Genomic DNA, 13,977 nt, shown 5'->3' with positions numbered 1-13,977 from the left:
TTTATGGTGCAAAGATATCCGGCCTTTCTTTCGCGGACCGGTGCAGTTCGGCGACTACCTCGTCGAGATGATCGTGCATCGCTTTTGCCGCGGTATCGGCGTTTCCCTCTCGTATGGCCGCGAAGATGTGTTCGTGTTCGTCGAGCGTGTGCACGAGCCGTTCGGGACTTGCCAGCAATTGCCTTGCGCGATCGAGTGCATTGCGCGATACAGCGACGATTTCTTTCACGCGCGGCAGATTCACTGCATCGAGCATGATTTCGTGGAAAGCCAGATCGAGTACATGAAACGCCAGACGCTTGCCGTCCGCGAAAACATTGCGCTGCTCTTCGAGATTGGCGGCGAGTGCGTCGATCGTCGCGCTGTCGCGCATCAGTGCAACCGAGCGCACGGTTTCCACTTCCAGTGCGCTTCGTATGAACAGATGCTGACGTATATCGTGAAGCGCGATGGGTTTAACGCGTGTGCCGCGCTGCGGCAAAACTTCGACGAGACCAGCATGTTCGAGCCTCGCCAGTGCAGCGGAAACCGGAAAGCGCGATACGCCCATGCGCTCGCACACGGCCAGCTTGTCGATCATCATTCCGGGTTCCAGCACCAATGTCACGATCGCTTCTCTCAGCGCCTGTTCCACCGCATCCGTCAGGCTGACGCGCTCGCCGCCTTTGACTTTTTGCAGTGCGACATATGGATTACTGGCGGCATTCGCTACATCTGACGAAGAGCTCACGGCACGCTTGATTTCCAGAAGACATGCTAGCATGCTAGGAAGCAGATTGAGTGTTGTCAACGCGTGCTAACGCCTGGTCTTTACCTGGTACTCGCCTGGTACTTTTATTCGGCAGAGCTTGTCAGGGAGTACCCGTAGCGCACGCACCATGCGGTTTGTCTTCGCAAGCAGGTCAATGTCCATAGCCATCCCTGGAGGGTGCTTAGATGACCACGATCACGAGACTGTCCGTTCGCGACATTCGCTTTCCCACCTCCCGTTCTCTCGATGGCTCCGACGCAATGAATGCCGCGCCGGACTATTCCGCCACTTACGTCACGCTAGAAACCGATTCGCCGAAAGAACTGGCCGGACACGGCCTGACCTTTACGATCGGACGCGGCAATGAAATCTGCGTGACAGCAGTGAATGCATTGGCGCCGCTCATCGTCGGCAAGAAGCTCGAAGATATTGCCGCCAACATGGGCGCGTTCTGGCGCGCCTTCACATCTGACAGCCAGTTGCGCTGGATCGGTCCCGACAAGGGCGCGATCCATCTCGCTACCGCAGCCGTCGTGAATGCCGTGTGGGATCTGTGGGCGAAATCCGTCGGCAAGCCGGTGTGGAAGTTGCTCGTCGATATGAGCCCGGAAGAACTGGTGCGCTGTCTCGACTTCCGCTACGTGACGGATGCGATCACGCCTTACGAAGCGCTAGCCATGCTGCATCGCCATGCAAAAACCAAAGGCGAGCGCGAAAAGGAAATGCTCGCGCAGGGCTATCCGGCTTACACCACCTCTGCAGGCTGGCTCGGTTACGACGACGACAAGATCCGTCGCCTCGCGCGCGAAGGCGTTGCTCAGGGATGGACGCACTTCAAGCAGAAAGTAGGCGGCAATCTGGAAGAAGATGTGCGGCGTGCACGCATCTTGCGCGAAGAGATCGGCGAGAACCTCAAGCTGATGATGGACGCGAATCAGGTGTGGGACGTCGATGAAGCCGTGGCGAACATGCGGCGTCTGGCGGAATTCGATCCGTGGTGGATCGAAGAGCCCACCAGTCCCGACGATATCCTCGGTCATGCGGCGATACGCGAGCGGCTGGGATCGATCGGTGTGGCGACAGGCGAGCATTGCCATAACCGCGTGATGTTCAAGCAGCTATTGCAGGCAAAAGCGATCGACTTCTGTCAGGTCGACAGTTGCCGCCTGGGTGGTTTGAATGAGGTGATCGTCGTGCTGCTGATGGCGGCCAAGTTCGGCGTGCCCGTGTGTCCGCATGCGGGCGGCGTCGGATTGTGCGAATACGTGCAGCATATTTCGCTGTTCGACTATATCTGCGTGTCGGCCACGCTGGAAAATCGGGTGCTCGAATATGTCGATCATCTGCACGAGCATTTCGTCGATCCCGTCGTCATTCGCAATGGCCGCTATATGCCGCCGCAAAAACCGGGCTATAGCATCGAGATGAAAGCGGATTCGCTGGACATGCATGTCTTTCCTGAAGGCGAAGCATGGCAGCCTTGACGCTATCGACGTAAGGGAATGTGAGTCATGACCACTGCAAACGTTAAAGCCTTTGTATTCGATGTTTTCGGCACGGTAGTCGACTGGCGCAGCGGCGTTGCGCGCGAAGCGGCTGCTTTTCTGCAACGGCATGGACGCAGCGCGCAGGATGCCGATGCGTTCGCGGATGCATGGCGCGCACGTTATCAACCGGCGATGCAGAGGGTGCGCAGCGGCGAGCGTCCTTTCATGAAGCTCGACACGCTGCATCGCGAGAACCTGGAAGAAGTGTTGAGCGAATTCGGCATCGATCGCGCGCAGGTGCCTGCGGCCGAACTCGATGAACTCAATCTCGCGTGGCATCGGCTGGATCCGTGGCCGGATAGCGTCGAAGGACTCACGCGGCTCAAGTCGCGGCACATCATTGCTCCACTATCCAATGGCAATGTCAAACTGATGATCGATATGGCGAAGCATGGCGGACTGCCGTGGGACGCAATTCTCGGTGCAGAGGTTGCGCAAGCGTACAAGCCGACGCCCGAAGCCTATTTGCGCACTCTCGATGTGTTGATGCTGTCGCGGGCAGAAGTGTGCATGGTCGCGGCGCATAACAGCGATCTCGCGGCGGCGCAGAAGTGCGGCCTGAGAACGGCCTTTATTCCGCGCCTGCAAGAACATGGCGCGGCGCAAACAACGGATCTGAAGCCGGACGGGAACTGGGACTGGGTCGCGCGTGATCTCGTCGATCTCGCGAAACAGCATAACGTGTGAACACAGCACGGCACGATGGCGTCGCCGCCATCATGCCTGCGAACATCGCGACGCTTACTTCAGACGCGTTTTGATTTCGTTCGCGAGCTGCTTCGTTGCGGCTTGCGTCGGCGCATCGGCGGCCAGTGCGTTGAGCAGACCGAAATCGTGGATCGTGCCGTTATAGCGCGTCGTCGTGACTTCGTCGCCCGCTGCATCGAGCTTGCGGCCATACGCTTCGCCTTCGTCACGCAGCACGTCGAATTGCGCAACCTGGATCAACGCGGGCGGCAGTCCCTTCAGTTCTTCTTCCGATGCACGCAGCGGCGATGCGTAAATCTGCGCACGTTGCGCAGGGTCTTGCGTGTAGGCGTCCCAGAACCACTGCATCATCGCGCGCGTCAGGAAGTGCTTGTCCTTGTACGCGAGATACGAGCCGTCGTTGAAATTCGCATCGGTGACGGGCCACATCAAGCCCTGGAAGCGGATCTGCGGACCTTGCTTGTCCTTCGCCATCAGGCTGACGACGGCCGCCATGTTGCCGCCCACGCTGTTGCCGACCACGGCGAGCCGGCTGCCGTCCACACCGATTTCGTTGCCGTGCGCGGCGACCCATCTGGTCGCGGCGTAGGCCTGATTGATCGCGACGGGATAGCGCGCTTCGGGCGACGGCGTGTAGTTGACGAACACGGCCACTGCGCCGGACTGCACGACGAGGTCGCGCACGAGGCGTTCATGCGTCTGGAAGTCGCCGAGAATCCAGCCGCCGCCGTGGAAGAACATGAACACGGGAAGCGTGCCCGTCGCGCCTTGCGGCCGCACGATGGTGATCGGTACGCTGATGCCGTCCTGCTCGATCGTGCGGTTCGATACGTCAATGCCCGAGAGATCCACTTTCACGCTGTTCTGCGCGTCGACCAGCACCTGACGCGCCTTCGCGGGCGGCAACGTATTGAGGGCGGGGCCCGTACCGCTGTTGAGCTGTTTCAGGAATTCGCTCGTGACGCGGTCGGGCGTCGGCTGTGCGGTAGCGGGCGCGGCAGAAGCAATCACGGCGTTGGCAGCGAGCACGGCGGCGAGGACGAGGGGCTTGAGGGCTTTCATTTCTAAGGCTCCGATGTTCTTCAGTGTTCTATCGATCAGGCTATTTCGTTCAAACCAGCGTCAACGTGACGTCGATGTTGCCGCGCGTCGCATTCGAGTACGGACACACGATGTGCGCCTTGTCGATCAGCGCCTGAGCGGCATCGCGGGGCATGCCGGGCAGCGAGATCTTCAGTTCGACTTCGATGCCGAAGCCGTTCGGAATCGCGCCGATACCGACACTGCCGTCGATCGACACGTCTGCGGGAATCGGCGTCTTGTCGCGCGCCGCGACGAACTTCATCGCACCGAGAAAACATGCGCTGTAGCCGGCTGCAAACAGCTGCTCGGGGTTGGCGCCTTCGCCGCCCGCGCCGCCGAGTTCACGCGGCGTGACGAGCTTGAAATCGAGCTTGCCTTCGGGGACGACGGCGCGGCCGTCGCGGCCTCCCGTGGCGTGGGCGTGAGCGCGGTACAGAACTTTTTCGATCGACATGATGTGACTCCTGACAAGCAATGAATGAGTGAACCTGCAATATCGTTTGCTATCTACTACTAGATAGACAGCAACACGGACCTTCGTACTGCACCGACATCCTGAAACATCGGTTATTTATCTACTAGAAGATAGACAGCGCGATCTAACAAAAGGCGGTCAACAACCCGCCTCACATAACACTACTTCGAAACCTTCCACGAAGCCTCGACATCTTCAAGACGTGCCTTCGTCTTGAACAACCGGCTTGCGAGCACGCTGCCCTGATAAGCGGCGTACAACGCACGCGCCGCGTTTTCAGGCTTGCCGTTGACGTGTAACGTGCGTTCCTTGACACCTTGCGCCAGCACCTTCGCGAGCCAGCTTTCGTTGGCCTTGAAGAACGCTTGCACGGCAGTGCGCACGTTATCGGGCAGCGCCTCGATATCCGCCGCGAGCATGCCGCACAGACAGATCTGGTCGCCGTCGCCCAACGTTCTGCCGAACAGCTTCGTGTACTTGCCCAGCTTCTGGTCCGCAGAAAGAGAAGCGTCGATAGCATTCAGCGCGCCGAGAATCTCACTGCTGTACTGGCTGACGGCTTCGAGCACCAGGTCGTCTTTCGACGGGAAATAATAGTGGATGCTCGAAGTCTTCACGCCGACCAGTTCCGACAGGTCGCGATAGCTAAAGCCGTTGTAGCCGCGCAGCATCATCAATGTGATGGCGTGCTCCAGAATCTGATCGCGGACGGTTGTCGTTTCCATGTGTCGAACTTTATCTACTACTAGATAGACGGTCAAGCACTTTTTTGCGGATATTTTTGCTCCGTGCGGGAGACGCGCTGTTAGGACAATCGAGCCTGCATGAAATCGATGAACACACGCAGCTTGCGCGGCACGTGCATACGGCTCGAATAGTACAGATGGAAGCCCGGAAAACCCGGCCACCAAGGTTCGAGCAGCGGAATCAGGCGGCCGGTGCGGATATCGTCGACGATCACGGCTTCGAGCGTGCAACCGATCCCCGCGCCGCTGCGGATCGCGGAGAGTAGCAGATCGCCGTCGTTGGTGATGAGCGGTCCCGGCGTGTCGACGGTGAATTCGCGACCGTCCGTTTGATAGGCCCATCGAAAGAGGCCGTTTTGCAGCCGCACGTTGAGGCAGCGATGCGCGGCGAGATCGCTTAGTTCGCGCGGCATCGTGCGTCCGCTCAGATAGTGGGGCGCGGCGACCGTTGCGAGCCGCTGGTCGCCGCCGAGCGGCACGGCCACGACGTCCTGCGACAGGTTCTCCGACAGACGGATGCCTGCATCGAAACCGCCGCTCACGATATCGATCAGCGCGTTGTCGCAGTGCAGCTCGACGGTGATGTCGGGATACGCCTCGAGAAACGGCGTGAGGTGCGGCATCACGAGAATGTCGGCGGCGATACGCGATACGTTCAGACGCAGCAGGCCAGCGGGCTTGTCGCGCATATCGTGGACATCGGCCACGGCGCCATGCAATGCGGCGAGCGCAGGCTGCGCGCTCTGCAGAAAGCGCTGGCCCATTTCCGTGAGTCCGACTTTGCGCGTCGAACGTTCGAGCAGGCGCACGCCGAGGCGCGCTTCGAGCGTGCGCAGCGTCTGCGAAAGCGCCGACGTCGACACGCCCAGCTCGTGCGCCGCGCGCGTGAAGCTGCGGTGATGCGCAACCCGCGCGAACGCCGCTATGCCCGGAAGCAGGTCGGGGAGATTCGCGGAATTGTGAAGCGTGTCTTCAAGGTCCATCCTGTTTCGCCGCTTTTTCTCGTGGTTCGGCGAGCCTACCATACAGTTCGACTTCACAATCGGGAGCAATAGATGAATCAGTTGGCAGGCAAAGTGGCGATCGTCACAGGATCGTCGAAGGGTATCGGCGCGGGCATCGCGGAGCGGCTCGCGGCGGACGGAGCGAAGGTCGTCGTGAACTACACGCGCGACGCTACGCACGCGGACGCTGTTGTCGCGCGCATCGCGGCAGCGGGCGGCGAAGCGATCGCGGTTCGCGCGGACGTGGCGAAAGAGGGCGAGCCGCAGGCGCTCGTCGACGCGACGCTCGAAGCATTCGGCAAGCTCGATATTCTCGTGAACAACGCGGGCATCTACGACATCGATTCGCTCGATACGATGACGGCGGAGAGCATCGACCGTTATTTCAGCGTGAACGTGCGCGGTCTGCTGTTGATGACTCAGGCGGCGGCGCGTGTGCTTCCCGAAGGCGGCGTCGTCGTGAACATCAGTTCGGGTGTCGCGAAGAGTCCGAACCCGATGGCGCACGTGTACTGCGCGACCAAAGGTGCCGTCGACGTACTGACCCGCACGCTCGGCATGGAACTGGGCGCGCGGCGGATTCGCGTGGTCGGTGTCGCGCCCGGCTTCACGGAGACGGAAGGCAACAGTCACTTGCCGCGCGATCTCCTCCAGCCGTTCATCGCGAAGACGCCGCTCGGTCGCGCCGGTCTGCCGAAGGACATCGCGGCGGCTGTGTCGTTCTCAGTCTCAGACGATGCCGCGTGGGTGACGGGGACGACGATCGACGTAGCGGGCGGTCTGGTTTTCTAGTTCTGTTTTGCTGCTGACGCTCACGCCTGAACCGCGCGCGTCCGTCTGGACGCGCCTGCTTTGACGGGCGCAGAACCCGTATCCTGCACGCGATGTGGGCCGTCGGAGGAGCGAATGATCAACTCGGGCGCCCACACTTCCTGCAGATCTTGCGGCGCAGTGCCCGCGATTCGTGCGAGCAGCATTTCCGCCATGCGCTTGCCCGCGCGGTGAGTCTCGGCGGAAAAGGTGGTCAGTGCGGGCTGCACATAGCGCCCGATCGGGTGATTATCGCCGCCAATGACACCTACGTCGCGTCCCGGCACGCGCCCCGTTTCGGCGATGCCTCTCAACACGCCCAATGCGATCAGATCGTGCCCGCAAACGATGGCTGTCGGCGGATCGGGCAGTGCGAGCAGGCGGCGCGCGGCGTCCGCGCCGCCTTCTTCGGATATCGCCGCTTCGACGCAGAGGGACTTGTCGTAGCGGATTTTCGCGGCGCGCAATGCTTCCGTATATCCCTGATGTTCCAGGTGACTGAACATCAGATACTCCGGCGCATGCACGAGCGCAATGCGCCGATGGCCCAATGCGATAAAGCGCGCACAACCAGCGCGACCGACGACATGGTGATCGATGTCCACATAAGGGAAATCGTTCGATGTCTCACTTCGGCCGAACGCGACAAACGGTATATCGCGTTCTAGCAGATACTCAATACGCTCGTCCTGCCGGCGCGTGCGTCCGAAAAGCAGCGCATCGACGCGCTGACGCTCGATGAGCCGCTTGAAAACATCGAGTTCCGATTCGACGCTGCGCGCGGACGCGACGATAACCTGAAGACCGCTGTTATCCATTGCGTCGTTCACGCCCATCAGCATGTCCAGAAAGAACGGATGCGCGAACGAGGTCTGCGGCGGCGATACGACGAAAGCAACGGTGTCCGCCGATTGCCGGCGCAAGCGGCGCGCAGCAGGATCAGGTGAAAAACCGTGAAGCTCGGCCGCTTCGAGAACGCGCTTGCGCGTCTCGGGACTGACGTCTTCCCTGCCGTTCAAGGCCTTCGATACCGTGCTGACGGAAAGCTTGAGCGAGGCCGCAAATTCTTGAATGTTCATACCCGCTTCTCTCTTCAGGTTCGCGCTCGCGAAAGCGTCGAAAACGATGGTCGACATTCTACGCCGCATGCGGCGATGTCATGCACCGCAAACTCTCATCTGACAAAAAACGATTTCGATAATTCGTATGCGGGAGCATGTGACAAGGAATTGTTTCGCGTCGGTGTTTACCCCTTGTCAGATGCGTTCCCAGGCTCGCGGAATCGCGTATGACTCCGCCCCGGCGACTTGAGCGGCGGGCCCGCACGGCAAATGCCGCACATTGCGTTCCACCAAAAACGATTTCGGCGGCGGGTTTTATATCGCTTGTATTCCACCAGATCCACTGCTATCTTTTATCGAAATCGTTTTCGAAAACAGATCGAAAATTGAACCTGACAACATCGACCGGATGGTGAGCGTTTTGATCGAACATATCGTGACTCCGAAAGCCCCGTTGCCGCGCGGACATTACGCGCAGGCGACCAGGGCAAACGGCTTTGTCTTCGTCTCGGGCCAGCTGCCGCTGATAAGCGGCACCGACAACCTCGTCCTTGCAGAAGGACTCGATGCGCAGGTCCGCCAGGCGCTTTCGAACGTGCGCGAAATACTGCACGCGGCAGGCAGCGATATGCGGCAGCTCGTGAGCGTGCAGGTGTACGTTGCCGACATTGAAGCCTGGCCGCGCGTGAATGAAATCTATCGGGAGATGATCGGGGATCCGGCGCCGGCCCGCACCGTCGTGCCATGCGGACAGCTGCACTATGGCGCGCAAGTAGAAATCAGCGTGATCGCGCTATGCGGAGACTCGCACCAGACAAGCGACGGAGGTGCATAGCGCGACAGTTCGAATCGACAGGGGGAGACTGAAAGCATTGCGATGTTCCATGCATGCAGTCACAGACGGTTCCATCAACGAAGCTCGTCTGTCTGCGAAGTTCCAACGAGGAGGTCATGGTGCAGGTATTCGATTGGTATCGAGCGGCCGCCCCAGCAGAGCGGCGTACGTTCTGGGGATGCTTTTGCGGCTGGACGCTGGACAGCTTCGACAATCAGGTGTTGGCGTTTCTTCTGCCGACGCTGATGGCTGTGTGGCATTTTTCGAAGGGCGAGGCAGGGCTGATCGCAACGTCGTCGTTGCTGGCCGCGTCGATCGGCGGATGGGTGTCGGGCATTTTGAGCGATCGTCACGGACGCGTGCGTGTGCTGACAGGCTCGATCATCTGGTTCACGGCGTTCAGCGTGATCGCGGGATTCACGAGTTCGTATCACCAGTTGCTGATCGTGCGGGCATTGCAGGGACTGGGCTTCGGCGCCGAATGGGCAGTTGGCGCTGCGTTGATGGCGGAAGTCATCAACCCTGTGCATCGCGGCAAGGCGCTTGGCCTCGTTCAAAGCGGCTTTTCCGTGGGGTGGGCGATGGCCGCGGTGCTCACGGGTCTGCTGCTGGCGTACCTGCCTGCATCGATTGCGTGGAGGTCGGCGTTCTGGATCGGCGTAGTGCCCGCGCTGGTCGTGCTCATGATCCGCCGATACATCCCGGAGCCGGAGCTGTTCCGCGAAATGAAGAAGACGACGGGCGGCGCAGTCGTCGCGACGTGGCGCTCGGCGTTTCACAAGGACGTGCGGCGCGCGAGCTTCCTCGCTGCGCTGCTTGTCACGGGACTTCAGGCAAGCAGCTACGCGATCATGATCTGGTTACCCACGATGCTGGTTCAGGTTCGTCATCTGCCTGTGTCGACGGTCGCGCTGATGGCGACGATGATGAGTGTCGGTTCGTTCATCGGTCAAGTCGGCTTCGCGTATCTCAACGACTCGCTCGGCCGCCGGTCTACCGCGATCGCGTTCTGTCTGTTTTCGGCGCTGCTGACGGGCTGCTATCTGTTCATTCCGATGGATGCGTGGCTCCTTGCCGCGCTGGGATTGCCTGTCGGCATGGGCATCAATGGCGCATTTGCCGGCATGGGACCGATGCTCTCGGAACTGTTCCCCACGCAAATTCGCACGACATGTATGGGCTTTTCATACAACGTCGGCAAATCGGTTGGCGCGTTGAGTGTGGCAGCCGTCGGCGTCGTCGCGGAGCGCATGGGGATGGTGGGCGCGATTGCCGTGTTCTGCTTCTTCGGCTATTTCTGCGCGCTGCTCGCGCTGAGTTTTCTGCCCGAGACGCGCGGCCGCGATCTCACGAGCGTCGCGCTCAGCGACGATTCATACGACCGCCTCGACATGCTCGAACAGGCCAGTCCGACACGCCGTTAGACGTTCAACGCGTTGGCATACATTGCTTTACTGGAGACACGCATGAGTAGCGAATGGGGAGCCGAGACATTGGACGCCGAGTCCGCTGTCACGTTCTACGATCCCGCCGATGGGCACGGGTTGCCGCACGACCCCTTCAAGGCGATCGTCGCGCCGCGCATGATCGGCTGGATATCGAGCCGATCGTCGGGCGGGCAGTTGAATCTCGCACCGTACAGTTTCTTCGGTGCGTTCGCGAGCCTGCCGCCCATCATCGGTTTTTGCAGCGAGGGCCGTAAAGACAGTCTGCGCAATATCGAGGAAACGGGCGAGTTCGTCTGGAACCTCGCGACGCGTCCGCTTGCCGAGCGGATGAACCGTACGTCGGCGCCTGTTGCGCCCGAGGTCGACGAGTTTCGGCTCGCGGAGGTCACGCCCATCGCGGGGCGCAACGTGTCGGTGCCGCGTGTCGGCGAATCGCCGGCGGCGCTCGAATGCAAACTGCTGCAAGTTACGCGTCTGCACGATCTGCGCGGCAAGCCGACCGACAACTGGCTCGTGCTGGGCCAGGTGGTCGGCGTGCACATCCAGAAGGCGTATCTGAAAGAAGGGCTGTTCGATACGCGTGCCGCGCAGCCGGTCTTGCGCGCCGGTTATCTCGCCGATTACGCGCAGATTGGCGAGATGTTCCAGATGTTCCGTCCCACGATCTAGCTGCTGCGCACCACGCTACGGCGAGTTCGTCCCAATGTTGTCGAAAACGATTTAGATAATTTCCCTTCGTAAACTTGACTTGCTTCTACCGAGATGAAATTATTGTGTATCGAAATCGTTTTCGAAAAGTGAGAGCACCATGATCCAGATCGATAACGAAGTAGCCATGATTCGGGAAACCGCGCGTCGATTCGTGCGCAACCGGCTCGTTCCCCTCGAACAGCAGATCGAAACCGATGACGACGTCAGCACCGAACTGCTCGCGCAACTGCGCGCGGAAGTCGCGGCGTTGGGGCTGTATGGCTTCAACCTTCCCGACAGCATCGGCGGACCGGGCCTGTCAGCGGCAGCGAAAGTCGCGATACTCGAAGAAGTCACGCATACGTCCGTGCCGCTGAGCGAGGTGTTCGGCCACTTGCCGCTGCAATTGACGCAGGCCAACGAGCGTCAGCGCGCCGAACTGCTGCCCGATATCCTCGCGGGCAAGAAGATCGTCACGTATGCGCTGACGGAACCCAACGCGGGCTCGGATCTCGGCGGACTGCGCACGCGAGCCGAAAAGGTGACAGGCGGATGGCTGCTCAACGGAAGCAAGCACTTCATCTCGCACGCCGAGACGGCCGACTACATCATCGTTCTCGCCGTCACTGAGCCAACGGCCGCGTTGAAGAACAAGCTCACGACCTTCATCGTCCGCAGCGGCAATCCGGGTGTGGTCGGGATGACGCGTTACCGGAAGATGGGCTGGCGCGGTTATCACCTGAACGGTTTCACGCTCGAAAACTGCTTCGTTCCCGACGAAGATCTGCTCGGCGAACCCGACGCAGGCTTTCTCGGCATGATGCAGTCGATCAATCACGACCGGCTGCTATCGGCGAGCCGCTCGCTGGGTCTGTCCACTCGCGCCCAGACAATGGCCTGCGAGTACGCGTTGGAGCGCAAGGCCTTCGGCGCGCATCTTTCGCAGCATCAGGCCATCCAGTTCATGGTCGCCGACAACGATGTCGAAATCGAAGCGGCCCGCATGCTGATCCGTACGGCAGCGGAGATGATCGAAGCGAACGATCCGGGCGCTCATGTCGCGGCGTGTCGCGCGAAGCTTTACGCCAGCGAAATGGGTTGCCGCGTCACGGACCGCGTGTTGCAGATATTCGGCGGCATGGGCTACATGACCGAACTGCCCATCGAACGCTTCTATCGCGATGCAAGGGCTTTCCGCATCGGCGAAGGCACGTCGGAAATGCAGCGCATCCAGATCGCGCGCGCCGCGCTTGCCACGGCGGGAGGTCGTCATGGCGTTTGACCTGCTCGAATCAGGCGACGCCGCTCTCGTGGCACTGCATCACGGCGAACGGACATTGACGCGCGGAGAACTTGCACTCGCATCGCGTCGCGCGGCCACATTCCTGACTGGCCTCGACGTAAAACGCGGCGATACGGTCGCGGTGTGGTTGCCCGATGGTGCCGTGTGGATGCAACTGTTCTTTGCGGCCGCGCAACTCGGCGTGCTGATGATTCCCGTGAGTACGCGCTTCAGGCTGCAAGAGGCGCTGCACGTCGTGAAGACGTCGAAGGCGCGCGTGCTCGTCGTGCCGCAGAACTTCCTGGATTTCGACTACTTCGGCGCTGCAAGCGAAATCAAGGCGGCTTGCGATCTGTTGCGGCATGTCGTTGAAGTGCCTCAGTTCGATCTGCCCGAATGGAGTACGTGTGAGCCTTATCCGCAGTGGGAAGGGCGCGACACCGATCTGCTCTGCACGTTCATGACCTCGGGCACGACAGGCCAGCCGAAGCTCGCCGCGCACACGGCGGGCGGAATTGCGCGGCATGCGCGCAACGTCGCGCGCGTCAACGACATGCGTGCAGGCGATGTGGTGCTGTGCGCGTTGCCGCTCTACGGCGTGCTTGGATTCGTGCAAGCCATCGCGGCACTGGCGTCAGGAGCGGCGTGCGTGCTGTTGCCTGTCTTCAAGGCCGAGGCGGCCGCCGCAGCCATCGAAAGACGCGGCGTGACGCACTTCTTCGGCTCGGACGCCATGTTCGACATGGTGCTCAATGCCGGCGATTACTCGCTCTCCACGTGGCGATGCGGCGCCTTCCCCGAATATGCGGGCCTGGGCCAACGCGTGATTGCACAGGCGTGGGCCGATTGGGGCGTGCGCCTCAGAGCCCTGTACGGCATGTCCGAATGCTTTGCGATGACGGCGATGCGCGATGCCGAAGGCGAGGCCGAGCAACGCGGCATGCCGGGCGGCACGCCCATTTCCACCGACATCGCGTTCCGCATTGTCGATCCTGCTAACAGCGAGCAGTTGCCTGACAGGCAACAGGGCGAACTGCAACTGCGCGGCTACAACGTGATGGCCGGCTACCTCAACAACCCGGTCGCGACGACGGCCACCTTCACACAGGACGGCTGGTTCAGGACGGGCGATCTCGCCTACGCCGACGGCAGCGCATTCTGCTACGTCGGCCGGATCAGGGACAGCCTGCGTCTGCGAGGCTATCTGGTCGATCCCGGCGAAGTCGAGGTATTCCTCGCGCAGCATCCGGGCGTGCTTGCGGCGCAAGTGGTCGGCGTGCATGTCGAAGGAGAGGGCGACGTCGCCGTCGCATTTGTTCGCGGTTCTGCGACGCCTGCAAGCGAAGGCGAATTGCTCGCGTACTGCAAGCAGGGCATCGCCGGTTTCAAGGTTCCGCGCCGCATCGTTACCGTCGATGAGTTTCCGCAGCGCGACGGTCCCAACGGCGTGAAGATCCTGAAAAACGTGTTGCGGGACATGGCCTCGCAATGTCTCGGTCTTGTTCAAGCCTCATCGGTTTAATACGGGAAATCAAAC

The 13,977-nt window shown here is 60.8% G+C and carries 14 protein-coding genes; 8 read left to right on the top strand and 6 right to left on the bottom strand.

Translation table 11 applies throughout. From position 1 onward, the window contains the following. Position 1: 1 nt before the first annotated feature. Complete coding sequence (locus tag QEN71_RS38595) at positions 2-763, bottom strand: GntR family transcriptional regulator (RefSeq protein WP_201649739.1); 762 nt, start codon at positions 761-763, stop codon at positions 2-4. 173 nt (positions 764-936) lie between these two features. On the opposite strand from QEN71_RS38595, the gene QEN71_RS38590 reads away from it, so the two are divergent. Both QEN71_RS38590 and QEN71_RS38585 read left to right on the top strand, forming a co-directional pair. Further along, on the top strand, positions 937-2,235 hold the full coding sequence (locus QEN71_RS38590; RefSeq protein WP_201649740.1) for an L-fuconate dehydratase: 1,299 nt from the start codon (positions 937-939) through the stop codon (positions 2,233-2,235). Positions 2,236-2,262: 27 nt separating this feature from the next. Continuing rightward, complete coding sequence (locus QEN71_RS38585) at positions 2,263-2,985, top strand: haloacid dehalogenase type II (protein ID WP_201649741.1); 723 nt, start codon at positions 2,263-2,265, stop codon at positions 2,983-2,985. 54 nt (positions 2,986-3,039) lie between these two features. Here QEN71_RS38585 and QEN71_RS38580 read toward each other — a convergent pair whose 3' ends face one another. The 4 genes from QEN71_RS38580 to QEN71_RS38565 all read right to left on the bottom strand — a co-directional run bounded on the left by QEN71_RS38580 (position 3,040) and on the right by QEN71_RS38565 (position 6,293). Then, positions 3,040-4,068, bottom strand: a complete 1,029-nt coding sequence (locus tag QEN71_RS38580; RefSeq protein WP_201649742.1) for an alpha/beta hydrolase — start codon at positions 4,066-4,068, stop codon at positions 3,040-3,042. 49 nt (positions 4,069-4,117) lie between these two features. Then, a complete protein-coding gene (locus QEN71_RS38575; RefSeq protein ID WP_028370174.1) occupies positions 4,118-4,543 on the bottom strand; it encodes an organic hydroperoxide resistance protein in 426 nt (141 codons plus the stop codon). Between the two features lie 182 nt (positions 4,544-4,725). Next, complete coding sequence (locus QEN71_RS38570) at positions 4,726-5,289, bottom strand: TetR/AcrR family transcriptional regulator (RefSeq protein WP_201649743.1); 564 nt, start codon at positions 5,287-5,289, stop codon at positions 4,726-4,728. A gap of 80 nt (positions 5,290-5,369) precedes the next feature. After that, positions 5,370-6,293 (bottom strand): LysR family transcriptional regulator, encoded by a 924-nt coding sequence (locus QEN71_RS38565; RefSeq protein ID WP_201649744.1) that lies wholly within the window; start codon positions 6,291-6,293, stop codon positions 5,370-5,372. A 72-nt stretch (positions 6,294-6,365) separates the two neighbouring features. Between QEN71_RS38565 and QEN71_RS38560 the strand changes: the two genes are divergently transcribed. Beyond that, entirely contained in the window at positions 6,366-7,106 is a 741-nt protein-coding gene (locus tag QEN71_RS38560) for an SDR family NAD(P)-dependent oxidoreductase (RefSeq protein WP_201649745.1), read from the top strand. Between the two features lie 20 nt (positions 7,107-7,126). On the opposite strand, the gene QEN71_RS38555 is transcribed toward QEN71_RS38560, so the two are convergent. Then, positions 7,127-8,203, bottom strand: coding sequence for a LacI family DNA-binding transcriptional regulator (locus tag QEN71_RS38555; RefSeq protein WP_201649746.1), 1,077 nt, complete (start codon positions 8,201-8,203; stop codon positions 7,127-7,129). A gap of 262 nt (positions 8,204-8,465) precedes the next feature. Here QEN71_RS38555 and QEN71_RS38550 point away from each other — a divergent pair, with 262 nt between their 5' ends. The 5 genes from QEN71_RS38550 (at position 8,466) to QEN71_RS38530 (ending at position 13,962) form a co-directional block, all read left to right on the top strand. After that, positions 8,466-9,020, top strand: coding sequence for a RidA family protein (locus QEN71_RS38550; RefSeq protein ID WP_307791039.1), 555 nt, complete (start codon positions 8,466-8,468; stop codon positions 9,018-9,020). Positions 9,021-9,136: 116 nt separating this feature from the next. Beyond that, positions 9,137-10,444 carry an MFS transporter gene (locus QEN71_RS38545; protein ID WP_233471767.1) on the top strand — a complete coding sequence of 436 codons (1,308 nt, stop codon included), beginning with the start codon at positions 9,137-9,139 and terminating at the stop codon, positions 10,442-10,444. Positions 10,445-10,486: 42 nt separating this feature from the next. Beyond that, positions 10,487-11,137 carry a flavin reductase family protein gene (locus QEN71_RS38540; RefSeq protein ID WP_201649747.1) on the top strand — a complete coding sequence of 217 codons (651 nt, stop codon included), beginning with the start codon at positions 10,487-10,489 and terminating at the stop codon, positions 11,135-11,137. Positions 11,138-11,303: 166 nt separating this feature from the next. Then, positions 11,304-12,440, top strand: coding sequence for an acyl-CoA dehydrogenase family protein (locus QEN71_RS38535; protein ID WP_290468264.1), 1,137 nt, complete (start codon positions 11,304-11,306; stop codon positions 12,438-12,440). Next, positions 12,430-13,962, top strand: a complete 1,533-nt coding sequence (locus QEN71_RS38530) for an AMP-binding protein (protein WP_201649749.1) — start codon at positions 12,430-12,432, stop codon at positions 13,960-13,962. The genes QEN71_RS38535 and QEN71_RS38530 overlap by 11 nt, the downstream gene beginning before the upstream one ends. The last annotated feature ends 15 nt before the right edge of the window (positions 13,963-13,977 follow it).

The sequence above is a fragment of the Paraburkholderia sabiae genome (genome assembly GCF_030412785.1).
GTDB lineage: Bacteria > Pseudomonadota > Gammaproteobacteria > Burkholderiales > Burkholderiaceae > Paraburkholderia > Paraburkholderia sabiae.
The sequence above is the reverse complement of the archived record's forward strand: the minus strand, read 5'-3'. Positions and strand labels throughout refer to the sequence as shown.

Bases quoted from the DNA above. Each gene is read 5' to 3' on its own strand.
- QEN71_RS38595 (WP_201649739.1), bottom strand. From the start codon at position 763: ATGCTAGCATGTCTTCTGGAAATCAAGCGTGCCGTGAGCTCTTCGTCA.
- QEN71_RS38590 (WP_201649740.1), top strand. From the start codon at position 937: ATGACCACGATCACGAGACTGTCCGTTCGCGACATTCGCTTTCCCACC.
- QEN71_RS38585 (WP_201649741.1), top strand. From the start codon at position 2,263: ATGACCACTGCAAACGTTAAAGCCTTTGTATTCGATGTTTTCGGCACG.
- QEN71_RS38580 (WP_201649742.1), bottom strand. From the start codon at position 4,068: ATGAAAGCCCTCAAGCCCCTCGTCCTCGCCGCCGTGCTCGCTGCCAAC.
- QEN71_RS38575 (WP_028370174.1), bottom strand. From the start codon at position 4,543: ATGTCGATCGAAAAAGTTCTGTACCGCGCTCACGCCCACGCCACGGGA.
- QEN71_RS38570 (WP_201649743.1), bottom strand. From the start codon at position 5,289: ATGGAAACGACAACCGTCCGCGATCAGATTCTGGAGCACGCCATCACA.
- QEN71_RS38565 (WP_201649744.1), bottom strand. From the start codon at position 6,293: ATGGACCTTGAAGACACGCTTCACAATTCCGCGAATCTCCCCGACCTG.
- QEN71_RS38560 (WP_201649745.1), top strand. From the start codon at position 6,366: ATGAATCAGTTGGCAGGCAAAGTGGCGATCGTCACAGGATCGTCGAAG.
- QEN71_RS38555 (WP_201649746.1), bottom strand. From the start codon at position 8,203: ATGAACATTCAAGAATTTGCGGCCTCGCTCAAGCTTTCCGTCAGCACG.
- QEN71_RS38545 (WP_233471767.1), top strand. From the start codon at position 9,137: ATGGTGCAGGTATTCGATTGGTATCGAGCGGCCGCCCCAGCAGAGCGG.
- QEN71_RS38540 (WP_201649747.1), top strand. From the start codon at position 10,487: ATGAGTAGCGAATGGGGAGCCGAGACATTGGACGCCGAGTCCGCTGTC.
- QEN71_RS38535 (WP_290468264.1), top strand. From the start codon at position 11,304: ATGATTCGGGAAACCGCGCGTCGATTCGTGCGCAACCGGCTCGTTCCC.
- QEN71_RS38530 (WP_201649749.1), top strand. From the start codon at position 12,430: ATGGCGTTTGACCTGCTCGAATCAGGCGACGCCGCTCTCGTGGCACTG.